At 48.8% G+C, this 24538-nt stretch carries 17 protein-coding genes; 15 read left to right on the top strand and 2 right to left on the bottom strand.

Going from position 1 to position 24538, the window contains the following annotated elements; all coding sequences use genetic code 11:
* Positions 1-268 precede the first annotated feature (268 nt).
* The gene (locus ACNFVB_RS10715; RefSeq protein ID WP_430737486.1) at positions 269-1123 is read left to right on the top strand and encodes a M48 family metallopeptidase; all 855 of its coding nucleotides are present in this window, start codon (positions 269-271) and stop codon (positions 1121-1123) included.
* A 118-nt stretch (positions 1124-1241) separates the two neighbouring features.
* Here ACNFVB_RS10715 and uvrA read toward each other — a convergent pair whose 3' ends face one another.
* Positions 1242-4148: an excinuclease ABC subunit UvrA gene (gene uvrA, locus ACNFVB_RS10710; RefSeq protein ID WP_430737485.1), complete on the bottom strand. Its 2907-nt coding sequence runs from the start codon at positions 4146-4148 to the stop codon at positions 1242-1244.
* 846 nt (positions 4149-4994) lie between these two features.
* Here uvrA and ACNFVB_RS10705 point away from each other — a divergent pair.
* The 9 genes from ACNFVB_RS10705 to ACNFVB_RS10665 all read left to right on the top strand — a co-directional run bounded on the left by ACNFVB_RS10705 (position 4995) and on the right by ACNFVB_RS10665 (position 16544).
* On the top strand, positions 4995-6359 hold the full coding sequence (locus ACNFVB_RS10705; RefSeq protein ID WP_430737484.1) for an MFS transporter: 1365 nt from the start codon (positions 4995-4997) through the stop codon (positions 6357-6359).
* Between the two features lie 138 nt (positions 6360-6497).
* A complete protein-coding gene (ssb, locus tag ACNFVB_RS10700; RefSeq protein ID WP_430737483.1) occupies positions 6498-7100 on the top strand; it encodes a single-stranded DNA-binding protein in 603 nt (200 codons plus the stop codon).
* A 468-nt stretch (positions 7101-7568) separates the two neighbouring features.
* Positions 7569-7892 carry an H-NS family nucleoid-associated regulatory protein gene (locus ACNFVB_RS10695; protein ID WP_105244013.1) on the top strand — a complete coding sequence of 108 codons (324 nt, stop codon included), beginning with the start codon at positions 7569-7571 and terminating at the stop codon, positions 7890-7892.
* Between the two features lie 162 nt (positions 7893-8054).
* Complete coding sequence (gene gspN / locus ACNFVB_RS10690; protein ID WP_192996012.1) at positions 8055-8885, top strand: type II secretion system protein N; 831 nt, start codon at positions 8055-8057, stop codon at positions 8883-8885.
* Complete coding sequence (locus ACNFVB_RS10685; protein WP_430737482.1) at positions 8886-9785, top strand: type II secretion system protein N; 900 nt, start codon at positions 8886-8888, stop codon at positions 9783-9785.
* Positions 9786-9990: 205 nt separating this feature from the next.
* On the top strand, positions 9991-12234 hold the full coding sequence (gspD, locus tag ACNFVB_RS10680; protein WP_430737481.1) for a type II secretion system secretin GspD: 2244 nt from the start codon (positions 9991-9993) through the stop codon (positions 12232-12234).
* A 523-nt stretch (positions 12235-12757) separates the two neighbouring features.
* Complete coding sequence (locus ACNFVB_RS10675) at positions 12758-13765, top strand: TatD family hydrolase (RefSeq protein ID WP_430737480.1); 1008 nt, start codon at positions 12758-12760, stop codon at positions 13763-13765.
* Positions 13766-13890: 125 nt separating this feature from the next.
* Positions 13891-14682, top strand: a complete 792-nt coding sequence (locus ACNFVB_RS10670; RefSeq protein ID WP_430738524.1) for a tRNA threonylcarbamoyladenosine dehydratase — start codon at positions 13891-13893, stop codon at positions 14680-14682.
* A gap of 35 nt (positions 14683-14717) precedes the next feature.
* Positions 14718-16544, top strand: a complete 1827-nt coding sequence (locus ACNFVB_RS10665; protein WP_430737479.1) for an ATP-binding protein — start codon at positions 14718-14720, stop codon at positions 16542-16544.
* A gap of 84 nt (positions 16545-16628) precedes the next feature.
* Here the strand turns inward: ACNFVB_RS10665 and efp are convergent, their stop codons facing one another.
* Positions 16629-17201 carry an elongation factor P gene (gene efp, locus ACNFVB_RS10660; protein ID WP_192996005.1) on the bottom strand — a complete coding sequence of 191 codons (573 nt, stop codon included), beginning with the start codon at positions 17199-17201 and terminating at the stop codon, positions 16629-16631.
* A 194-nt stretch (positions 17202-17395) separates the two neighbouring features.
* On the opposite strand from efp, the gene epmB reads away from it, so the two are divergent.
* The 5 genes from epmB (at position 17396) to ACNFVB_RS10635 (ending at position 24461) form a co-directional block, all read left to right on the top strand.
* Positions 17396-18403, top strand: coding sequence for an EF-P beta-lysylation protein EpmB (gene epmB, locus ACNFVB_RS10655; protein WP_430737478.1), 1008 nt, complete (start codon positions 17396-17398; stop codon positions 18401-18403).
* A gap of 288 nt (positions 18404-18691) precedes the next feature.
* Positions 18692-20488: a hypothetical protein gene (locus ACNFVB_RS10650; RefSeq protein WP_430737477.1), complete on the top strand. Its 1797-nt coding sequence runs from the start codon at positions 18692-18694 to the stop codon at positions 20486-20488.
* Between the two features lie 293 nt (positions 20489-20781).
* Positions 20782-22866: an EAL domain-containing protein gene (locus tag ACNFVB_RS10645; RefSeq protein ID WP_430737476.1), complete on the top strand. Its 2085-nt coding sequence runs from the start codon at positions 20782-20784 to the stop codon at positions 22864-22866.
* Between the two features lie 56 nt (positions 22867-22922).
* Positions 22923-23384, top strand: a complete 462-nt coding sequence (locus ACNFVB_RS10640) for a c-type cytochrome (protein WP_430737475.1) — start codon at positions 22923-22925, stop codon at positions 23382-23384.
* A 48-nt stretch (positions 23385-23432) separates the two neighbouring features.
* The gene (locus ACNFVB_RS10635; RefSeq protein ID WP_430737474.1) at positions 23433-24461 is read left to right on the top strand and encodes an AAA family ATPase; all 1029 of its coding nucleotides are present in this window, start codon (positions 23433-23435) and stop codon (positions 24459-24461) included.
* Positions 24462-24538 lie beyond the last annotated feature (77 nt).

Raw genomic sequence — 24538 nt, 5'->3', positions numbered from 1 at the left:
TGGCTGCGATATCGATATGGATAGAGGTAAAGATAGCATAACTTGCTGTGCTTATTTGCTACTATTATAAGGCGTAAATCATTGCTGCAAGGAAAAAAAACCTAACTTAGCGGTTAGGATGAGCGTGTAATCTTAATATAGCCAACCAATAGACTATTAAATTGATAGACTTTTGTTTTTTACCGTGATAATCTCTTTGTGCAATTTAGACACATTAGTTACATATCGGTTACATTTTAATGGTTATGGCTCTTAAATAGGACGTCTGATGACAACGTTTCAAAAAATAAAAAATGCACTATTGCTGACTACGGTTACTACTTTAGCAGGCTGCACCACGGTCGCTGATATTGCAGGATATGATACTGCTACCATGAATATCGATGCGGCAAAAAGCTACTCGCAAGTGGTTTCTAGCGCTCGTAGTCAAGGCGCGGTAGACAATACCTCTGCCACCGCCGCGCGGGTAAATCGGGTTTTTCATCGTATGAAGCCCTATGCTGTGCGCGCTAACACAACAGGGGTGCCCTTTGATTGGCAGGTCACTGTGATACGCTCGCCTGAATTAAACGCTTGGGCAATGCCTGGTGGTAAAATGGCGTTTTATACCGGTATTGTAGAGAAGCTACAGTTAACAGATGCAGAAATCGCGGCAATCATGGGACACGAAATGACCCATGCGTTAGCTGAGCACAGCAAAAAGGATGCTGGGCAAAAAATTCTGACAAGCCTAGCACTTCAGTTAGGGGGTGCTGCGATACAGGCGGAAACAGGGCTGAGTAATGAGGCGCTGGGTTTGATTAGTGACTTTGGTATTGATAAGCCGTTTTCTCGTAGTCAAGAGTCACAAGCCGATGCAGGTGGCTTACGTTTGATGGCGCAAGCAGGCTACAATCCAGAAGCTGCCATTGCAGTATGGAAAAAAATGGAAGCGGCAAATGGTCGCAGCAACACCTTAGTCACGTTGATGTCTACGCATCCAAACTCAGGGCAGCGTATCGCTAAAATCCAAGGGCTGCTACCTGACGTGATGCCAGTTTATCAAGCTGCTGTAAAAGCGCCGACCAATACCATGAGTGGTACCACGACTGGAGTAGTGACTCGGACGATTAAACATAAATAAATCAGTACATAACATTAAAAAAGGTAAGTCAAACTGAAATGCCCCCATAAGTTAGTTGTATCCAACTTATGGGGGCAGCTCAAAAGAGCAGCCGTTAAATAACGAATAAAAGTAAAACTTAACCTGCCTCAGACATCGCCTGCTCAAGCATTGGCTTTAAAAACTCACCCGTGTGTGAGCCTTTGACTTCTGCGACCTCTTCTGGCGTACCCTCCGCGATGATCATACCGCCGCCTTTACCGCCTTCAGGGCCAAGATCAATCACCCAATCCGCGGTTTTGATGACATCGAGGTTATGCTCGATGACCACGATGGTATTACCTTTATCACGCAGCGCATGCAGGATGTTGAGTAGCTTATCAATATCATGGAAATGCAAACCTGTGGTTGGCTCATCCAAGATATAGAGCGTCTGTCCCGTGTCGCGTTTGGCAAGCTCGCGTGCCAGTTTCACCCGCTGCGCTTCACCGCCAGATAGTGTCGGTGCAGACTGACCCAAGCGAATGTAGCTAAGCCCCACATCCATCAACGCTTGCAGGCGACGATAGATCGCTGGAATCGCCGAGAAGAACTCAGTGGCGTCCTCTACCGTCATCTCGAGCACGTCAGCGATGGTTTTGCCTTTATAGTGAATCTCTAAGGTCTCGCGGTTATAACGCTTGCCTTCACAGGTGTCACACGGCACATACATATCCGGTAAAAAATGCATCTCAACTTTAATGAGACCGTCGCCTTGGCACATCTCACAGCGTCCGCCTTTGACGTTGAAGCTAAAGCGCCCAGCTTTATAACCACGTGCGCGGGCTTCTGGTGTCTGGGCGAACATCTCACGCACGGGAGTGAAGACGCCAGTATAAGTCGCAGGATTGGAGCGCGGGGTACGACCGATTGGGCTTTGATCGATATCGACCATTTTGTCCAAATGCTCAAGCCCGCTGATGCTGTCATGCTTATCCGCGATAAGGGTAGACGCATTGTTTAACTGAGTCGCTGCAATCGGCATCAAGGTGCGGTTGATCAAGGTTGATTTACCAGAACCCGATACACCCGTGACACAGGTCATCACACCGACTGGCAAGCTCAGATCGACGTCTTTTAGGTTGTTGCCTGAGGCGCCTTTGAGCTCGATAGTCATTGGCACCTGCTTTGGTTTGGCTTTACCTTTGGTCTCAACTTCCATAGTCTTGGCTTTATGCCGCACTTTTGGTATCTCAATGCGTTTTTCGCCCGACATATATTGTCCGGTCAGCGAGTCTGGGGTTGCCATGATCTCATCGATCGTACCTTGAGCGATGATATGACCGCCATGCACGCCTGCGCCGACACCGATATCGATGACGTGATCGGCTTGACGTATGGCGTCTTCGTCATGCTCAACGACCAGTACCGTATTACCCAAGTCACGCAGCCGCGTTAGAGTCTTTAGCAGGCGATCGTTGTCACGCTGATGCAGACCGATCGACGGCTCATCGAGCACATACATCACGCCCATGAGGCCGGCACCGATTTGGCTGGCAAGACGGATACGCTGTGCCTCCCCGCCCGATAACGTCTCAGCAGAGCGAGCAAGGGTCAAATAATCTAGCCCGACACTAACGAGGAAATTTAAACGCTCATTAATCTCTTTAAAGATTTTTTCCGCCACTTCGCCTTTATGACCGCCGATCTTTAAGGTCTTATAATAGTCAGCAGCATCACCGATAGATAGCTTGACGATATCGGCGATGGTCTGCTCATCGACACGCACGTTGCGCGAGATTTCATTGAGACGCGCGCCATCACAGACATTACAGGTGGTATCAGCCAAATATTTGGCCAGCTCATCACGTACAAGGTTACTTTGCGTCTTAGCATAACGGCGCTCAAGATAGGGTAGTACGCCTTCAAATGGTACCGTCTTATTGGTCTTGCGCCCGCGCTCATCGGTAAAGTTAAAGGTGAGCTTTTCTTTGCCAGAACCCTGCATGATGATGTCTTGATGCGCTTTGCTCAGGTCTTGCCACGGCATATCCATATCGATATTAAAATGGTTACAAACGGTGGTTAGCAGCCCAAAATAGTACGAGTGGCGCTTATCCCAACCATTGATCGCGCCTTGATTAAGCGATTTTTCATGGTGAGTAATCAATTTTTCAGCAGCGAAATACTGACGCTTACCGAGTCCATCACAAGTTGGGCAAGCACCGTAGGGGTTGTTAAAACTAAACATGCGCGGCTCAAGCTCAGGCACGGCGCGATCACAGACAGGGCAGGAGTGCTTGGCTGACATCACTTGGTCGTCAGCACTGTCTGCGTTTGGGTTGCCATCCATAAAGTGCAGCGTGACCAGACCTTGGCCTAAGCGCAGGGCAGTCTCGAGACTTTCGGCGACGCGGTTGCCCAAATCGTCGCGAACTTTAAAACGATCGACGACGACTTCAATGGTGTGTTTTTTCTTTTTATCGAGCGTGGGTAGCTCGTCGGTATCATAGACATCGCCATCGACACGCACACGGACGAAGCCTTGTCCGATCAGCTGCTCAAGTAGGACCGTATGCTCGCCTTTGCGCTCACGAATTACAGGCGCCAGTATCATAAGCTTGGTATCTGTCGGCAGCGCCATGATCTGATCGACCATCTCGGTCACCGACTGCGCCACCATAGGTTCGCCATGCTCTGGGCAATAAGGCGTACCGATACGCGCGTATAATAGACGCAGGTAATCATAAATCTCAGTAATCGTACCGACCGTTGAGCGTGGATTATGGTTGGTCGATTTTTGCTCAATAGCAATTGCCGGTGACAAGCCTTCGATGCTATCGACTTCAGGCTTTTCCATCTGCGAGAGGAACTGACGCGCATAAGCGGACAAACTCTCGACATAGCGGCGTTGTCCTTCGGCATACAGGGTGTCGAAGGCCAAGGACGATTTACCAGAACCGGATAAACCAGTAATCACCACGAACTTATCGCGTGGGATGTCCAGATCGATGTTTTTTAGGTTGTGCGTGCGGGCGCCGCGTATTGCAATGTGGTCATTTGCCATCGGTGATAGGTTTCCTATTTGCTAAAGTGATGGATAAAAATACTGATGTATAAGAAGTAGTGAGCGCAACCTACATTTAAACCAGCCATGTAAAACGGCATCCCAGTCGCGCTATGTTATTTTTAAAGTGTATGAGGGTCAAAATAGTGACGCAAAAGATAGCTGGTTTTTATAAACCGCGTTTTTGCAAGCTATGTTTTTACGATAACTATTTACAAACGATTTATAAGCGATGCTTTTATAGACGACACGCTTTCTTTATTGCTTCGGTTTTTATAGTGTCTTTATCAGGCTTCGCTGCGGTTTTTACCCCATTTTTTAGTGCGTGCTTTTTCGCGCGCGTTTTTTATAAGCTGGGTAATCTTTAACCAAACCGTTTAAGGCGGCTAAACCATCTAGGCCGTTTTTATCTCACAAGTTTTGTTAGACTCAGCCAATCTAAATCAAATCTGTGTTACGTAACAGGTATCCTTTGTTATGGTTTTGACCAGCACGCTTGTCTTAGTCAGCACTTAACGGCTCAAGCTAATCCGCAACCTTGTTGATAACGTTGTACTTTATTGTCATGATGCGTGCATTATTCAAGGCAAAAAGCCGCTAGAGACGCACTTGGTAACAAAAAACAAAAGTCTCGGCAACCAAACGGCGAATGTCTTATACTAGGGGCCTTAATTTAGAGGGCTTGAATTGTAGGCGAGTGCCCTGATAGATCGACTGTGATATTGATGTATGGCTAATCTATTTTAAAATAAGTATGGTCCTACTGGTCGTCATTTTTAGAGTGAATCGACTATATCAGCAATGATAAACCTGTGAGATCAGCAATGATAAACCTGTGAGGCAAGTATGAATAGCGTAGAAAAACGGGCAATCCTCGGGGTCGGCGGCATCTTTGCCCTGCGTATGATTGGCCTGTTTATGATTGTGCCTGTGTTTTCGGTGTATGGCGACAATTATGCGCATGCCACGCCGTTTTTGATTGGTTTGGCGGTCGGGGTTTATGGGCTGGGTCAGGCGATTTTTCAGATACCGATGAGCCTTGCTGCTGACAAATTTCCGCGTAAGCCGATTATCTTTTTGGGTCTGATATTGTTTGCTTTGGGCGGTATGATTGCAGCCAACGCCACCGATATTTATGAGGTCATCATCGGTCGCGCGCTGGCAGGAAGTGGTGCGGTGTCGGCGGTATTGATGGCGCTACTCGCTGATGTCACCCGCGAGGAGATGCGTACCAAGGCGATGGCGACGATGGGCTTGACCATTGCCACCTCTATTATGTTGGCCTTTGCCTTTGGCCCTTTGTTGGTCGGCTCGCTTGGTATGTCAGGCTTGTTTTGGCTGACATCGGGCTTTGCGGTATTGGCAATGATGTTACTGTTTGTGGTGCCGACGCCGCTACGAGTGCTCAAACATAACTTGGACAACAAATCTATCGGTCAGCAGTTGGCCAGTGTGCTAAAAATCGGCGATTTAAACCGTTTGCATATTGGTATCTTTGCCTTACATTTGACCATGACGGCGATATTTGTCCTCTTGCCGCATCAGCTCTCTGAGGTGCTGGGCTTATCGGTTCGTCAGCAGGGCTTGGTGTATTTGCCATTGTTGTTTATTGGCTTTGCGGTGGCGATACCTTTTATTATTGTCGCAGAAAAAAAGCGCAAAATGCGTCAGGTGTTTTTGGGTGCGATCGGCTTGATGACTGCGGCACTGGCATTACTGGCGCTGGGTAGCCATGTGGGCGTTGGGATTGTTTTGGGGTTGCTCTTATACTTTATGGGCTTTAACTTGCTTGAGGCGACGATACCGTCTTGGATATCCAAGCGTGCACCAGTCGCCAATAAAGCCACAGCGATGGGACTCAATTCATCCAGTCAGTTTTTTGGTGCCTTTGTCGGTGGGGCGCTGGGCGGATTACTATTGACGCAGCCAAATTTGCTAGCATGGGGCGTACTGGCGCTGATTATGGGCGCGGCGCTATTACTGATATTTCCGATCGCCCAGCCCCCGTATCTATCAAGTACCACCATTACCATTCCTAAAAACATCAATATCCAAGACTGGTCGCGGCAAATGCTGGCGGTAGATGGCGTAGATGAGCTGGTGGTCATGGCAAAAGAGCAGGTGGCCTATCTTAAGCTGGACAAAACCCAGCTCACCGACGACTCGCGACAAGCACTGTCGCATCTGGCACAAAGCCCACTAGATATTTAAATAAAAATTGGTTAAAGTAAAATCAAATCACTGTAAAATCGTATTGTCGATAGCATTAACGATGATGGGGCACATTGGCTTCATTGAATCATCATAGATACGATTCACTAAATTATTCATAAATAAAAGGACGGTATCATGCGCGGAGTTAATAAAGTTATCATCATCGGTAACCTTGGAGCAGACCCTGAGGCACGTCAGTTTAATAACGGTGGTAGCGTGACCAATATCTCGGTTGCGACATCAGAGCAGTGGACAGATAAGCAAAGCGGCGAAAAAAGAGAAGCGACCGAATGGCACCGTATCTCACTCTTTAATCGTCTAGGCGAGATTGCAGCGCAGTATCTTCGTAAAGGCAGTAAGGTCTATATCGAGGGCAGTTTGCGCACGCGCAAATACCAAGATCAAAATGGTCAAGATCGCTATATCACCGAGATTCGCGCTGATCAAATGCAGATGCTCGATGGCGCAAGCGGTGGTGGTCAAAGCCAAGGCGGGGGCTATGGTAATCAAGGCGGCCAAAACAGCTTTGGTCAGCAAGGTGGCTACAACCAAGCAGGCGGCGTAGCAGCTCAAGGTATGGCGCAGGGCAGTAACCAAGGGGGTTATAACAATCAAAATGCTTATAACAACCAAAGCAATCCTCAGCAAAACCCATTCAATCAGCCAGCGCAAAATGCCTCTCAGCCTAAGCCAACAGCGATGCCTGATGGTCCAGTCGATGATGATATTCCGTTCTGAGGAATACGTAATCTAATAGTGTTGATTAAATTGGAAAGAGCCTATGTGAATAGGCTCTTTTTTTATATCCGTTTTTATTATTGAGTTTTTTTAATAAAAACAAAATTTGTTTGTTATTAAATATGATTTTTTATAAAATCAAGAAATAATGGGGAGTAATAGCGGATTAAAAATTTACTTAAGTTTACTGTCTGCTGAATCTATATAAAAATGTATAAAAAACTACTGTTGTGATAAGCGATATTTTTGTTTATATTACTTTTGCGAATATATTTTATAACCCAAAACCTTTTTTTGGTTTGAGTATGGCGATATTGAGCTATTTTAAACCAGATGATATTTAATGGGTTTATAATCTTAACGCTGTTATCATATGATTAAGTGATAACTCAGATACTGAGGCAGTTACGTCCTTAATGGTTCATTAGATCATTAAGATTGTTATTTTATTATAGAGTTGGATTTATTATGACTAAAAACAGTGCTATTGATTTGGATAGTTTAGGCGTTGATGAGCTACGTGCCATTACCGAAAACGCTCAGCAACTTATCGCTAAAAAACAGCATCAACGTTTATATGACGCTTATATGCAGTTCGAAAAAATTGCAGAAGACAGCAATACCACCATCGAAGAGATTTTAAAAGCCGGTGAGACGCTGGAGAAAAAACGCAGTATTAAATACCGCAATACTGACAACAGCGAAGAGACGTGGACGGGTCGTGGCCGCAAGCCTACCTGGTTGGTAGAGGCGTTGGCCGCAGGTCGCAAACTTGAAGACTTTGCTGTTTAATTAGCACAGCCAGCGTCTGGTTGCTGAGCCAAGCATCAGATAAAAGCCAGTATCTTTTTTGCCAGTCTTTTGGTAAAAAGATACTGGCTTTTTTTCTGTCATCTGTATGCCATTGTTTGTTATGATAATGACGTTTTTGTCTTATATAAGAGTTATCACACTGTGCCCCAAGTATCTGCGTCGTCTCATAAGCGTCCCCGTAAGCTGTGGTGGCTCATTGGGCTGGTGCTTTTTGCGCTATTTGCGGTACTGCAGATGCCTGCCGCATGGGTGCTCAACAAGTATGCGCCAGATACGCCTTATGTGCAGCACGTATCGGGCAATCTCTGGCAAGGGTCTGCTATTTGGCAGATGCCTGTGGCAGCAAGCTCGCTTACGGGGACAGCCGACTGGTCATGGCAGCCTTGGCAGTTGCTGCTCGGTAAGCTCGGTGCCAAGGTTGAGATCCAATCAGAGCAAACCCGCCTGCATGGGCAAGTAAAAATAGGCTGGCACTCGTGGCAGGTAGATAATATGAGTGGCAAAATTGCCCCGTCCACCCTTGCCAGTATCATCGATTGGCAACTGCCCAATACACCAATTCAGGTCAATAATGTCTCGCTCAAACGCCAGACAGCTAGCGGTACCGCCGCCGATGAATCAGCGACCAGCGCCAAGGCGGCAGGCTTTAGCCAAGCAGATGGTCAGCTTACGTGGGTGGGCGGTGAGGTTGGCTATCCAAGTGGCGGTAAGGTATTTTATATCACCATGCCTGCGCTGCGTGCTGAGCTGAGCGCTGAGCAAAAAAACAACAAAAACCTTTTGCATATCAATCTACTAAACCAACAAGATAAGCGCTTGGGTGACTTATATATCGATGGCGATAATATGCTAGATGTCAGTTTGACCCAACGTCTGCTAGAAAACATGCCTGACTATAAAGGACAAGCGCCGCAAGATACGCCAGTCGTCAGTGTGCGTCAGCCTTTATTGGCTGGTTTGGGGGCGCAGTAAATGCTGAATATGAGCGCAAACCTCAAACCTGTACTCAATATCCTAAATCGCTTTTCGGGTTGGTTGCTGTTTTTGGCCATGGTATGGCTATGCTGGACAGCGGCGCGGCTATTTTGGCTCTTGCTGGCGGCACCGCTCGCACCAGCCTTGCCCTTAGCGCCATTACAAAGCAGCACGGCTTCAGGCAATGACAACGCAGGTTTGTTTGCGATCTTCTCTGACCCCGAGCCGAGTGCAGCGCCTGTGCAGCCGCCACCAAACGTCGAGTTAAAAGGGGTGCTACTCGCTATGCCAGAGAGCCAGTCGTCGGCATTACTCGATGTCAATGGTGAGGTAAAAAACTATCGTATCGGTGATACGCTGACAGGTAGCGACTATGCATTGGTGGCCGTCGATTGGAATGCTGTCGTCATCGCTGATGCCTTTGACAAGCAAACTGTGATTAGAATGGTTGAGGCGATGCCGCTGGATCAAAGCGATAACATAGCAGGTGCGGTGAGCAACCAGCGTTTGCCAGATCATACGATGTTGCCCACCGCGCCGCCAGCTGATATAGATAATGAGGCGGCCATGACAGGCAACGACGCTCGTGACAGTAGTCCGCAATCAGCCATCGCCGAGGCGGTCACCGAGCTGCAAGAAAACCCCGCCAGCTATCTAAGTAGAATGGGGGTGATGGCGTCAGGAGAGAGTTATCAAGTGACGGCGGCGATGCCAACGCAACTGCGTAATCGCTTGGGTCTTGAGCCAGGGGACAAAGTCATCACGGTCAATGGGCAAAGTGTGGGCAACAATCCTGCCCAAGACGCTGGCATATTGCAGCAAGTCCAGCAAACTGGCGAGGCGCAGATACAAGTGCAGCGCGGCGAGCAAGTGATCACCATTCGTCAGCAGTTTTGATGCCATTTAACAGGTTGCAGCAAGGTTGCCACTTTGTATTTATCGCATTTATAGTAAGCCCATCACCAGATGGATTAAGCATTCGCTCAGTTGTATCGTTGTGTTTGAGTCTTCACGCTCACATAGTGGTTTTAAATACTGGCTAGGTAGGTTTTGACCTAAAGCCAGTACATATTTAGCAACATCACTGCAGGTAATTATCAATATGGTCAGTTCTCACAAATTTTCAGTCACACCTTTGCAGCGTATTATGCAGCGTCTGATGCGTATGTGTCGTCCTTTATGTCTGGCGATACCGCTATGGGCTGCCAGTACAGGGCTTGCGAGTGCTGAGAGCTGGAAGGTCAACTTACAAGACGCTGATATCAAGGCGTTTATCAATGAAGTGGCGACCATCACCAATCAAAATTTCGTCCTCGACCCGCGTATCAATGGCAATGTAACGGTGATCTCAAACAAAGCCTTATCACGTGATGAGATTTACCAGCTGTTTTTGAGTGTGATGCAGGTCAATGGCATTGCCGCGATTGATTCTGGTACGACGGTCAAGCTGGTGCCTGATAATGTCGCCAAGCAATCTGGCGTCGCCGTCGATTTGCGCGGAGATAGTGTCGGTGAGTCCTTGGCCACACGCGTGATTTATCTGACCAATACTCAGGCGGCAGAAGTATTGGGCGTCATTCGGCCCCTGATGCCGCAGTCTGCCCATGCTGCTGCGGTACCTGGTGTCAATGCGCTGGTGTTGTCTGATCGCGCCGATAGCCTCAATCAGCTGACGGCGCTCATCCGTGATTTGGACAGCAATGTCAACGATAGCTTGCGCGTGATACCGCTACGCCATGTCGATTCTGAGCGCATGATGGAGCTGATCAGCGCATTGGTCTCTAGTGCAGGCAGCGGGCAAGCACAAGGCGGTAGTAGTCAGCTGAAGGTGATTGCTGATAGTGCCAGCGATAGGCTATTGGTCAAGGGTAGCCCTGAGATGATCGCCAAAGTACAGGAGATGGTAAATCAACTAGATACCACGCCTAGCAGGCGTCTTAGCGGCTTACGGGTCTTTCGTCTAAAGTATGCCAGTGCCAGTCATATTGCAGAGATGCTACGCGGACTACTGGCCAATCAGTCGATCAATAGTGCAGGGGCGACCTCTACTTTGGAATCTGCCTCCCTAAACGACACCAGTAGTGCTGGGGCAGGGCTGAGCAGTGCTGCCAACGATACCAGTACGAATAGTACGGCTGCATCGGCGTTGTCTTCTGCAGGCGCTGGTGCTGGCAGCGCCAGTGCAAATGGGCGACCCTTTAGTATTATCGCTGATGAAACCCAAAACGCTGTCATCGTCAACGCCGCCCCTGAGCTGATGTTTGAGATCGAAGATGCCGTCAACCAGCTAGACAGTCGCCGCGCGCAAGTGTTGATTCAGGCAGCGATCGTCGAAGTCTCAGGCGATGATGCCACCCAGCTTGGCGTACAGTGGGCGCTGGGCAATGCCAATAGCGGCTACGGCGTGGTCAACTTCAATAACGTAGGCGCTAGCGCTACCTCGCTTGCCGCCGCCGCTTTAGCAGGTGGATCGAGTATCAGCGCCGCCGCCGGCTCGATAGCAGGCGCGTTGGTCGGTATCGGTGATAGCAGCAAAGACAGCCAAGGCAACACTCAGTTTTATGGCGCAATCTTACAAGCGCTTGACTCGACGACCAGTGCCAATCTGCTGTCGATGCCTTCTATCTTGACGTTGGACAACGAAAAAGCCAGTATCTTGGTCGGGCAAAACGTACCCTTTGTCACAGGTTCTTATACGACCAGTGGTAACTCCTCGACCAATCCTTTTCAGACCATTGATCGTCAGGACATCGGTATCAATCTCAATGTCATTCCGCATATCGGTGACAATGGCACGGTACGCCTTGAGGTCTCACAAGAGGTTTCATCGGTGGTGCCTGGCAGTACTGGCAACGCGAGCGGACTGATTACCAATAAAAGCCTGATTAATACCACGATTTTGGCAGACGATCAGCAGACCATCGCCTTAGGTGGCCTGATGCGTGATAATACGACGTCCCGCCAGCAAAAAGTCCCAGGGCTGGGCAACGTTCCAGTGATTGGTCGGTTGTTTCGCTCAGACAACGACAGCACCCAAAAAAGCAACCTAATCATATTTCTGCAGCCCACCATCTTACGTGATGGCGGTGCGGTCGCGAGTGTCACTGAGCGTAAATACAATCAGATGCGCGTGCTACAGCTGGTCATTGATAAAAACGGCACAATCAAACAGTTGCCCCTGAGCGGTACAGAAGGCTGGAATGGCGATGTCAGCGCCGACTATGAGCTGATGCCGCTCAACCCTCTCGTACCCAAGCGCGATCAAACCCCAACTGCTGCGCCGCAAGGCTTTACAAAAGTAGACAGCCCAAGCAGTGGTATCACCACCTATCCGTTAAAGCGCTGATGGCTGATGGTAGCTGGTTTTTAATTCACCAATTTTTAATTCACCAATTTTTAATTCACTATCATCAATCCGGCATAAAGCGAACGCGCTTACGAGGCCGGATCATGATGTAATCACGCACATGACATCGTACATTAGCTTGCGCATTCATAACACAGATACACATAGCACACTTGATATCGCCGTATAATAATGGGTAATAAGTAATTGTTGGTACCAATTGCCAAAAAAACTAAGCAAGTATCAAGAGTAGCTATCATGTCAAAGCATCAAAATGACCAAGCATAAAGACAACAGGCATAAAGACCATAAACAGCCAACAAAAAAGTGGCTGGCCTTGGGGCTAACCGCGGCGGCTTTGTTACTGATCCCTCGGCGTAGTAGCCGGCAGTCTGCTACGAGCTGCCATGAGAGCTGCACAGACCACTCGTGACACGGCCTAATCAAGCGGCGATGCAAACAAAGCCCAAGGTAAAGACAGCTGCTAGAGACCTAATGCGTGCCGTGTCATGGAGTGACGATTATGACTGCTAGCGACTTATCAACCCCTAACTATAACCATGAGAGGATATCTACTATCTACCCGCTCATCGATACGCACACACACTTTGATGCGCCTGTATTTGATCATGACCGCACAGCCCTTGCGCAACAAGCCTATGAGCGAGGGGTGCGTCATTTGGTACTGGTGGGGTATTTGGCGCGTCATTTCGAGCGTATGTATGAGACCAAGCACGCACTCACGGCGACTGATGCACTTCAAGACAAAGATGGGGACAATCGTGACCGCCCGCCGATGCCTGTCACGCATATTGCGTTAGGTTTGCATCCTTTTTATATTGAGCAGCATACTGACCAGCACTTGGCGGATATGGCTCAAATGTTGGGGCAAAAGCGTCCTATCGCCATCGGTGAGATTGGACTAGATACGTTTACAGATGCTATGAAAGTCCCTGCCGTGTTTGCCAAGCAGCAGCAGTTTTTTTGCGCACAGCTGGACATGGCAGTGGCGCATCAGTTGCCTGTGATGCTGCATATCCGTAAGGCACATGCAGAGGCACTGGCTATTTTAAAAGCACACGACTACGACGCGCAGCAGCTCGGTGGTATCGCCCATAGTTTTAGCGGCGGCGAGCAAGAAGCCAAGGCTTTTGTCAAACTTGGTTTTAAGCTGGGAGTGACGGGGCAAGTCACCAATCCCAATGCCAAAAAACTGCGCCGCGCGATTAGTGCGGCGGTAAACGCGCACGGCATCAGCTGCTTGGTGTTAGAGACGGATTGCCCTGATATGACGCCCATCATGTGTCAGACGGCAGGCGACAGCGCATCGGCATTAGGCCAGTCTCCAGATGATGAGTGGAGCGCGCCGTCTACTGCGGGATGTGCTCACAATAGGAACGTGCCGGCCAACTTGCCATGGGTGCTGTCGAGTCTCAGTGAGCTGCTCGAAATACCCATCGACGAGCTTGCCAAACAATTATGGCAAAACAGCAATGATGCTTTACAAACGCGTTGGCCTTATCCCGTATAATGGGGGTAGAACATCAAGCATCATGTAGACAAGTTATTTCAATTTAAAAGAGCGTTGAATCTGTGATAAGTGATACAAAAAGTTTTGAGCAAATAAATGAAGTGATGAGCAACGCGCCTTTGGCGATGCAAGCCGAAGATAACCAGTATGAGCGCCGTTTTCAGGGTACCAAGACGCTTTATGGCGCAGCAGCGGCAGAGACCTTTGCCGCCGCTCACGTCTATGTCATCGGGGTGGGCGGTGTCGGCTCTTGGGCGGCAGAGGCGCTGGCTCGAACCGCGGTCGGCACCATTACCTTGATAGATTTGGACGTGTTGGTCGCCTCCAATGTCAACCGTCAATTACCGGCACTAGACAGCACCTTTGGTCAAAGTAAAATTGCAGCGATGGCCACACGCCTGCAGGAGATCAACCCAAAAATCACCGTAAAATTGGTCGATGATTTTTTGACAGTAGAGAATGTCGCAGCGTTATTGCCCAGTCGCGATGTGGCCAAAACAGCCGCCCAGCAGGGCAAACCGATGGTGGTGCTTGACTGTGTGGACGATATGAATGCCAAACTGGCCATCGCGTTGCACTGCCGTTTTAACAAATTAAAACTGGTCTGTGCTGGGGGCGCTGGTGGTAAGATAGACCCAAGCCAAATTCGAGTGAGTGACTTGCGTGAGAGCTATCAAGACCCGTTACTGGCCAAGCTACGCAACAAGCTCCGGCACGAAAAAGGCATCAACCGCGAGCTAAAAGATAAGTTTGGTATCAAATGTGTTTACTCTACAGAGCCGCCACGAGTAGATAAGAGCTGTCAAACAGGAGGCTTGCATTGTGGTGGTTATGGCTCAGCCGTCGTCGTCACCTCAGTGGTGGCCATGGTCATGGTGAGCGAAGCGTTACAATTATTGATAAAGCAGACAGCGTAATGCCAACCGTCTGAGATTATTAAATGGAGTCCATCTTGTCTACAACCAACTTGCCAACGCTCAGCTATCCGGTCGCAGTCGATGAAGCGGCGCGCATCAACAAGCTAAGAAAGTATCAAGTGCTCAATGACAATGATGAGCCTGCATTTAAGCGTTTGGTAGAGCTTGCCAAGTCTTTTTTTGGCATGCCGATTGTCACCATCACCTTTATGGACGAGGAGACGCAATATCTCAAGTCTGCCCATGGCTTAGGTGAGATATGCCGAACCTCACGTGAAGTGGCAATCTGTAATTATACGGTGCTCTCCAATGACGTTTTTGTGGTGGCGGACTTATCAAAAGACAGCCGCTTTAGCCAAAACCCTTTGATTACCGAGTCACCGCATTTACGATTTTATGCAGGGGCGCCCATTATCTTACACGAGGATTATAAAAGCTTTCGCTTGGGCTCTTTGTGCCTGATGGATACCAAGCCGCACGACGACTTTGATGAGTCGCAAGCGAAAGTACTGGCGCAATTTGCCCTGATCGCAGCGGATGCGTTACAGCTACAGGACAAGCAGCGCGATGCCAAGCATGCCAATGAGATGAAGTCGGATTTTTTGGCCAATATGAGCCACGAGATACGGACACCGATGAATGGCATCATCGGTATGGTGGAGATGCTAAGCGAGACGGAGCTTAGTGACGAGCAACAAGAATACGTGGACAATATCAAGGTGTCCAATGAGCATTTGATGGCGATTATCAATGGGATTTTGGACTTATCAAAAGTTGAATCTGGCAAAATGACCCTTGACTCCATTCCGCTCAACCTCTCCACGTTATGCAACGAGGTGGTGAGCCTCTTTGCGATAAAGGCACGTCAGCGCGGGCTGATATTAGATTATCACTATACTGAATCGCTATCGCCTTATGTACAAGGCGATCCGATACGGCTCAAACAAATCCTCGCCAATCTGGTCAATAATGCCATCAAGTTTACCCGTGAAGGGGGGCAGGTGAGTATCGCGGTCAAGCACGTGCCCAACTGCCACTGTGTCGACGATACCGACCACGCTGATGACAATCATCATCACTCAGGTGAGGCGATCCGCGTACCAGCCAATCTATCGAGTGACCACCCTGGCGATGATACGGCGGTGTCTGCTGACTATCACTATATGACCGTATGTATCGAGGTGACAGACACAGGAGTGGGCATCAAGCCTGAGTCGTTAGAGGCGATATTTGATGCCTATAATCAAGCGGATAAGTCGACGCACCGGCTTTATGGCGGTACAGGGCTTGGGCTATCTGTCTGTAAGTCGTTGGTAGACTTGATGGGCGGTGAAATCAATGTCGACAGCGAAGTGGGCGTTGGCACGACGTTTAGTGTCCTACTACCGCTGCCAACCATCGATGCTGCCAAATATGAAACTTGGCAGAACGCCAATGAGCTCATTACAGATGAGCCAAGTCATGAGCGGGCAGGTCATATCTTGCTGGTCGAAGACGATGCGGTAAACGCCATTATTGCCAAAAAAACCTTGACCAACAGTGGGCATGTCGTCACCCACGTCACGGATGGACAGCAAGCGCTTGAGATATTTGCCGTATCGCCTGATCGCTATGATTTGATTTTGATGGATCATCATATGCCGATTTTGGACGGGGTACAGGCCACCATCAAGCTACACGAGCTCTATGATCCGCAGTCTTTGCCGCCGATTATCGCTTTGACGGCCAACGCGATGGACGGCGAGCGTGAAAAATATCTCAAGGTTGGGATGCAGGATTATTGCACCAAACCCTTTAAACAAGAGCAGCTCAATGCGCTGGTGCAGTATTGGCTGATTCAGCAGTCATCCAATCAAGAATAGCGGGGCAATAAAAAAGCTTAACCCTTATCATAAAGGTTAAGCTTTTTTTGTACTCAGTAACAATCAGTAAATAGTAAGCGTCGACTAGTTGACACGGGTCTGGTAGTCACCAGTACGGGTATCCACACGGACCACTTCGCCCTGCTGGACAAATAATGGTACACGTACAACCGCGCCAGTCTCTAGCGTGGCAGGTTTGCCGCCGCCGCCTGAGGTATCGCCGCGTACGCCAGGATCGGTCTCTGTGATTTGCAACTCAACAAAGTTTGGTGGCGTGACGGATAAGGGTACGCCATTAAATAAAGTAATGACACAAAGCTCATTACTGTTGTCCTTTAGCCATTTTGGTGCATCACCAACGGCCGCTTTGTCGGCTTGCAGCTGCTCAAAGGTTTCTGGATGCATAAAGTGCCAAAACTCACCGTCGTTGTATAGATAGTTCATTTCAGTGTCTAGTACGTCAGCGGCTTCTAAGCTGTCGCCTGATTTAAACGTTTGCTCAAGTACTTTGCCACTACGAAGGTTACGCAGTTTGACGCGGTTAAAGGCTTGACCTTTACCCGGTTTGACAAATTCGTTTTCAAGAATGGCACAAGGATTGCCATCCAGCATGACTTTTAGACCTGCTTTAAATTCATTGGTAGAAAAACTTGCCACAAGAGACTCCTAAGGGTTTGTAAGTAGGGGGTATCACTATGCTATGTGCTGGTGGTTGCAGGGCTTATTGCGCCAAACTTCATACCATCACTTGTGTCTGTCGCACTTAGCAAAATAGGCTAGGCGGGATACTTTGATGGGGTAGACACTAAGGGCGTATAATAGCGGCTTTTGGGCACAGGTAATAGGCTGTCATGATAAACCATTTAATCACACAAAAAAACTGGCAAACGCAATTATCCGAAGCCATTACATCCGTGGATGAATTGCTTAGCATCCTAAAGCTTGAGACGCTACGCACAGAGATCTATGTGCCGAAACACTTTGCGCTACGTGTGCCGCGTGCTTTTGTTGCAAAAATGAAAGTCGGCGACTCCGAGGATCCGCTGCTCAAACAAGTTTTGCCCGACCAGCAAGAGCAAATAAAAGTCACAGGCTACGTGGCGGACCCACTAGCAGAAAACGACCAAAACCCTATCAAAGGCCTGCTGCACAAATACCAATCAAGAGTGCTGCTGACCATCACGGGGGCTTGTGCCATTCATTGCCGCTACTGTTTTCGTCAGCACTTTGATTATAGTGCCAATATGCCCACCGCCGATGCCAAAGCACATATCATTGACTATATCACAGCGCACCCTGAAATCAATGAGGTTATCTTAAGTGGCGGTGATCCCCTAAATGTGACCAACAGGCGACTGTTTGCATGGCTGGAGACGCTTGAGGCCATCCCGCAGCTGACCACCATTCGTCTGCATACGCGCTTACCGCTTGTGATTCCTGCGCGTTTGGATGCGCCGCTATTAGATAGGTTGGCCAAAAGCCGCTGTCAGATTGTGATGGTCATCCACTGCAATCATGCCAATGAGATTGACACGCTGACGGCGGAGCATCTACAGCGTGCAAGAGCCGCTGGCATTACGTTACTCAACCAAGCGGTGTTGTTAAAAGGCATCAATGATAGCGTGGCGATACAGACGAAGCTCAGTCAGCGCCTGTTTGCTGCAGGCGTGCTGCCGTATTATTTACACGTTTTGGATAAAGTGGCAGGCGCGGCTCATTTTGATAGTGATGAGCACAGCGCTGTGAGGCTATACTGGTCGCTGCTGGCGGCTTTGCCAGGCTATCTGGTACCCAAACTGGTCAGAGAATTACCGAATAAACCTTTTAAAGTGCCGGTTAACATTTACCATGATGCTTGATATGCAAAATATGCTATATTAAAAATTAGTAAACAAAGAATGACTAATAAAGAGTGGGCGAGCTGCTGACTACCAAATAAGCAATATCAATAGTGACGCTTGGTAAAGGATTGATCAAGCGTGCGGGTAAGGATGGTATTAAAGTATAGCCATGCGAAGTAAAATCGATACGCTGTTATTAACCTGCAACTGGCATCAGCTTTTCTTGCCTGTCTGACAAAACGGCTTCGCGGCCAAACTATTCGATATCATGAAAAGTTATTGGATTAAAAGTTATTAGGAATCTGGATGATCACCCTATCGACGTTTCAAGAGTATTTGTCTGCTACAAAACTGCAGTCAACGACAGCAAGGCGTTCTGTTGATAATGAAGCGCGCTATTTGCAGACACTATTGACCGGTCTGCCGTCACAGACACATGAGGCGCAAGCTGAGCGGCTAGAAGAGATTTTGAAGGGCTTGCAGGCAGCGGATATGGAGGAGGAGCAGCGCCTTAAGCTCACCGTTTGTGTCATCGAGGCCGCCGAGCAATTGATTGTGGCGCTGCGCCAACACTATATTTATGAGACTGCTGCCTTTAGTGAGGCGCAGATGGCGTACGTGGCTCAAGTTCGGTCGTTATATTATTTGGTTATCATGATCTATGATGGTGTCATACAGCGTGAGATGACAAGCTCCATCCATCCCGATAAATCTGCTATAAAAAACGGTTGGCAGCATTATTTCAACCATGAAAAGCGTGCATCAGCTGTGCTCGCCCTTGCTATCTATCAGTCACTATTGATGTATCAAAAGCTCTTAGGCGAGGCGGCGCTCTGCTACCAAAAGCCGTCATCGTACTTATGGTCTAAGATCAATCAGCTGTATTACCTTGCTCATCAGCAGCGCCTAACGTTGATGAGTCTGAGCGCCCATACGACGCTCACTCAGCGCGCAGACAGTATTCACCGTCTGTACTGTCAGCTATGTTTGCACAGCTTATTGAACGTACGTGCCATGCGTCGTCCTAATATCTTGTTGGTGCAGCGCTTGTTGCCTGAGTGGGCCGAGCACCTGCTCGCCACCATAGAGCCTGAGAGCGAAACCCGAGTGTTTGTCAATTTAAAAGACAATCAGCCGCCCACTTACTTGACGGCTCATTCATGCATCAATCCTTATGAGGATCGGTATGAGTGCTTATTTATAGAGCTGACACCGATGATTGCCTATCTGCAGGCACGCAGGCAGGCATTGATAAAAGAAGGCCGAGAAGCGGTGGCGTGCGCGCTGCTCAATAAAGTAATCATGACGCTCACGTATCGCTATCTGCAACCTCAGCTGACGTTGCCAACCAAGTATAGCTCAAAGCAAGACGCTGTGGTGATTGGCGGATTTAACGACATGCATTACCGAGTCAGTCAGGGCTGCAGCTTCACCAGATTGATTGTAGCAAACGAGTTGCCAGAGGCATACCGGCCTCATTATGATACCCATCAGTTGCCCACCAACACTCATACGCGGTTGAACGCTGAGACATTTGATGGCGATGATACCTTATCGTTGTTTCGCATCTTGCGACTGCGCACTGAGCCTGCGAGCATGCCAGTAGATCGTCAACCACCGACGCGGACTAGGCAGCTCGATTTGAGTCCTCTACCTACAGATGCAGATATCCAACATGACACCAGTCATAAAACCCGTGATGAGCGCGTGGCCGCGCCGGTGCCATTACAGATCATGAGGCTTTTTTTGTTATGTCGTGCTGAGACTGCGACCACCCTTGATTGCTCGATAGGGCTGACTCGCTGGGTCAATGCCGATGGCGCTACACCAGAGATTGAGTGGCAGGTACTCGGACACAATCCAGCGGCTTGCGGCCTACGTGTCGATGGTGATGACACGCGTGACCGGCACTTTGTGCCAGCTTTTATCATGGGGAAAGACGAGCAGCTCCAAACCGAGGCAAGCCTCATCGTCCCAACCGCCCATTTTCAAGTCGATGATCGGGTCATCATGCGTATCAATCAGCAGCAGACGCCGTTACGTTTGGGGCGACGCTTATTAATGACTGATGAGTTTAGCCAATATGAAGTGCTACGCTTATAGTTTGACTACCAGCACTATTGGTTGATTTGAGGCAAGCTTTATCAGGCCTGTAGTAGACACGAGAAAGTCTGTGTTTTTGTATTTGAATCATGGATAAGTGCCAAAACATACTGCGCGAACCCCCGCTAATGAAACTCGCCTGCAGGGGGTGCAGTTATTGTCTATAATGGCACAAATTGTTACTCTATTGATGCGATACCCAATCTGCTGACCAAGCACTGAATAAGCAAGCTCAGGTATCAAACATCACTGATAAAATACGATCGTATGATCATAAGATTAAAAGGCCATTTATGCGCACTCAGTCTATCCTAAACCTGTTAGTCATCAATGATGATCAGCTCTATGCTGAGCGGCTTGTGCAGTTATTGAGCGCTTATTATGACAGTGTGAATTTGGGGTTTTTGGACGATAAAGAAGAGCTGCTAAGGCTGTTGCGTCAGCCATGGGATGTATTGGTGTTTGGCAGTGCTTATGACATGAACTTCACCGAAGTGGTGGGCATCGTGCAAGAGCAAAGTATTGATTTGCCGATGATTTGTCTGTTTCATGATGAGGCGGCAGCCACCGCACAAAATGACGACGGCTTGCCAGCTATCGTCAGCGGTACAATGGTCAAGGCGCTCAAAGCCGAGCAAGAGATGGCAGTGGTGATGGCTATTTGCTTGCAACATGACAACTTGCGCAGCCGCCGTGAGCTAAAGACGCTACGCCATGTCATCTCTGAGGCAGAGCAACGCGCGAACGTCTTGATTAAAAACTCCAAAAGCGCGGTCGCCTATATCGATCAAGGCATCCATATATTTGCCAACGACCCCTATCTGCAGCTTTTTGGCTTTAAAACCATGAACGATGCCATCGGCGTGCCAATCGTTGATTTGATTTCAGGCGGGGATAGTGTCAAAGGCTTTAAACAGTTTTTGCGGCAGTTTGACAAAGGCAATCGACAAGAGGTGGAGTTTGAGTTTGAAAGCAAACGTACCGATGGTAGCACCTTTGAGGCCAAACTACAGCTTGCCTCAGCCACCCTAGACGGTGAGCCTGTCACCCAAGTTATCATTCAGCAAAACACCAATAACAGCGCTGAGGTGGCCAAGCGCTTAGCGGAGGCTGAGCGTAAAGATAAACTGACTGGTATCGATAACCGTCATGGTTTTGAAAAACAAATGGCGCTGGTGTACGAGCAGGCACGACAAGGGCTACTGACAGCAGGGCTTTTGTATATTCAGCTCGATAATGTGGGTAAAATAAAAAGCAGTTTGGGCCTACAAGGGGTCGATGCGACGGTCAAGCAAGTCGCCTATATGTTAGATGAGCTGATAGAAGACGGGCATGTGAGCCGCTTTAGTGATACGGTGTTTACGGTGCTTGTCGAAGACAAAAGCGCCAGCGAGCTAAAAGATTTGGCACAGCACATTGTCACACGCATCAGTGAGATGTTTATCGAAGTTGATAAGCGTACCACCAGTACCACCGTCAGTATTGGTATCGTGAAGATAGAGAAAAACGCTGCAGAGCCCAATGTACTGCTCGAGCGTGCTATCGATGCCATCAATCAAATCATGATAGAGACTTCCAATCATGGCGGGACGTACCATTTGTATGACCCAAGTGAGCATGCCAATAGTGATGATCATGCACTGGCTGAATCTTTGGTCGATGCCATTACCAACAATCGTTTTGAGCTGTCATTTCAGCCCATATATGACATCAACAAAGACCGTAGCGACTTTTTTGAGGTGTATCTGCGCTTACCGCTGGCAGATGCTGACAATACCGTACTCACCCCTGATCAGTTCATGGCTGTCGCCAAGACGCATAATTTATTAGAAAAAATCGACCGCTGGGTACTAATCAATGCCTGCAAAAAAATAAACGAAGTCCGTAAAACCCATCCCGAGGCCAGACTGTTGGTGCAGCTCACCGGGGCGTCACTCGTCGACAAAAAACTGCCAAATGTGGCCAGTCAGTTGATCAAGGCGGTCGGCGGTGCCGCTGGAGTCTTGACACTGCAGTTTAATGAAAAAGACATCTTAGACTATCTGACCGTTGCCAAAACCCAGTTTTCGGCGTTGACACAAGTCAGCTGTCAGTTAGGTATCAATAACTTTGGCTCATCTGCTAAGTCTATCGAAATCGCCAGCTTTGTACATCCAGATATGGTGCGTTTGGCGCGAAGCTATATCCAAGACATCAATTCTGCAGATAATCTCAACACGGTTAAGTCTTTGATTGTGCGTACCTCTGAGGTCCATGCTGACGTGCTCATGCCATATATCGAGGATGCCGCAACGATGTCGGTGGCGTGGAGTGTGGGCGCACGCTATTTGCAAGGATACTATCTAGAAGCGCCTAGCGAGACCATAAAAGTCTCATAACGCCATGCCTCATCCTGTTTTTATCTGTTATGGCTTTTAACTGAAGATTGTCAAACATGTTTATGATTCGTCAGTATCGTTTGTGCGGCCTTGTTGCCGCTGTTTTATTGCTCAGTGCGTGCGGAGAGCAAGTGCCTGCTGATCACCGTGATCCCGTGACATTGCCGATATATACTGAGGGCGATGCCGACAACGGTGCGATCATTTATCAAGATGCCTGCGGTCAGTGCCACCAGCTAAATGCAGGGCTAAACAAAAAAGGCCCGCAGCTGATGAATATCTACGGCGCGCCTGCCGCCGCCCTCGAGGATTATACTTATAGTGAAGGACTAAAGGCGTCAGGCTGGGTATGGGATGCACAGACACTAGACCCTTATATTGCCGATGCGCAAAAGAGTATGCCAGACTCAAAAATGCTCTCAGACCCGATGCCGGATGCAAAAGAGCGAGCAGATGTGATTGCTTATCTGTCAACCCTAAGGGCGGCGCCGCCGCCTGCGACCGATGATGGCAATTGATCGCAGACTTATTATGTTTATTCTTCCAAAATGAGCCAAAAACTGACTATGAGCCATGCAGCGATCGACCCCGCTTCTAGCACCACCTCTCAGCCAACCACGCAGCTGGCAGATACGGCGGCCTTGAGTGCCGCTGACTATCAGCACAATCAGCAAAAAATAGCTCAGCTGCTTGGGCAACTAAACCACATCGTTTTAGATAAGCCGCAGGCGATTAAGCTGGCGCTCAGTGGTATACTGGCGGGTGGTCATTTATTGCTACAGGACTTGCCTGGTATGGGCAAGACCACATTGGCACAAGGGCTAGCCCAGCTGCTTGGCCTGAGCTTTAATCGTGTGCAGTTTACCAATGACATGCTGCCTGCTGATATTTTGGGTATGAGTATCTTTGAGCAAAAAAACCAGCGCTTTGAGTTTCGGCCCGGGCCGATCTTTACGCAGTTGTTACTTGCAGATGAGATCAACCGCTCTAGCCCCAAAACCCAAAGCGCGCTGCTAGAGGCCATGGAGGAGCGGCAAGTGACGCAAGATGGCCAAACCTATGCGCTGCCGCAGCCGTTTTTTGTCATTGCCACCCAAAACCCATTGCAGCAAGCAGGCGTCTATCCATTGCCTGAGTCGCAGCTCGACAGGTTTTTATTGTGTATCTCGCTTGGCTATCCATCGCCTGCCGCTGAGCGTGAGCTTTTGCAAGGTCAAGATCGCCGCGAGCTACTAAAAGAGCTGCCCGCGGTACTTGATACCGAGGCGGTATTATTGGCGCAGCAGGGTGTCAAGCACGTGTATGTGGCTGATGTGGTCTTGGACTATCTACAGCGGCTGGTTGCAAAGACACGTGCTAGCTCGGAGTACCATGGTCTTTCACCACGTGGTGTGCTGTCGCTACAGCGAGCGGCGCAGGCTTATGCGTATGTATCGGGGCATCAGGAGGTGGCACCAGAGGACATCCAAGCGGTGTTTGCTGCCGTCACCGATCATCGCCTCGGTCAGCGTTTTGTACCCGCGCATGTGACTGGTGGACAAGCGGTGCAGACCATCGCCCAACGTATTTTGGCTGAGGTGGCTGTTATTGTTTGACCGTCTGTTTACTCATAATAGACTCACTTCTAAAGCTGCTCGTTTATTAGCGATAAGACGATTAATTTTGAGGATAG

The sequence above is a fragment of the Psychrobacter sp. VH5 genome, assembly GCF_050572635.1.
Taxonomy (GTDB): domain Bacteria; phylum Pseudomonadota; class Gammaproteobacteria; order Pseudomonadales; family Moraxellaceae; genus Psychrobacter; species Psychrobacter celer.
The sequence above is the reverse complement of the archived record's forward strand: the minus strand, read 5'-3'. Positions and strand labels throughout refer to the sequence as shown.

Coding starts and splice junctions, on each gene's coding strand:
- ACNFVB_RS10715 (WP_430737486.1), top strand. CDS start 269: ATGACAACGTTTCAAAAAATAAAAAATGCACTATTGCTGACTACGGTT.
- uvrA (WP_430737485.1), bottom strand. CDS start 4,148: ATGGCAAATGACCACATTGCAATACGCGGCGCCCGCACGCACAACCTA.
- ACNFVB_RS10705 (WP_430737484.1), top strand. CDS start 4,995: ATGAATAGCGTAGAAAAACGGGCAATCCTCGGGGTCGGCGGCATCTTT.
- ssb (WP_430737483.1), top strand. CDS start 6,498: ATGCGCGGAGTTAATAAAGTTATCATCATCGGTAACCTTGGAGCAGAC.
- ACNFVB_RS10695 (WP_105244013.1), top strand. CDS start 7,569: ATGACTAAAAACAGTGCTATTGATTTGGATAGTTTAGGCGTTGATGAG.
- ACNFVB_RS10685 (WP_430737482.1), top strand. CDS start 8,886: ATGCTGAATATGAGCGCAAACCTCAAACCTGTACTCAATATCCTAAAT.
- gspD (WP_430737481.1), top strand. CDS start 9,991: ATGGTCAGTTCTCACAAATTTTCAGTCACACCTTTGCAGCGTATTATG.
- ACNFVB_RS10675 (WP_430737480.1), top strand. CDS start 12,758: ATGACTGCTAGCGACTTATCAACCCCTAACTATAACCATGAGAGGATA.
- ACNFVB_RS10670 (WP_430738524.1), top strand. CDS start 13,891: ATGCAAGCCGAAGATAACCAGTATGAGCGCCGTTTTCAGGGTACCAAG.
- epmB (WP_430737478.1), top strand. CDS start 17,396: ATGATAAACCATTTAATCACACAAAAAAACTGGCAAACGCAATTATCC.
- ACNFVB_RS10650 (WP_430737477.1), top strand. CDS start 18,692: ATGATCACCCTATCGACGTTTCAAGAGTATTTGTCTGCTACAAAACTG.
- ACNFVB_RS10645 (WP_430737476.1), top strand. CDS start 20,782: ATGCGCACTCAGTCTATCCTAAACCTGTTAGTCATCAATGATGATCAG.
- ACNFVB_RS10640 (WP_430737475.1), top strand. CDS start 22,923: ATGTTTATGATTCGTCAGTATCGTTTGTGCGGCCTTGTTGCCGCTGTT.
- ACNFVB_RS10635 (WP_430737474.1), top strand. CDS start 23,433: ATGAGCCATGCAGCGATCGACCCCGCTTCTAGCACCACCTCTCAGCCA.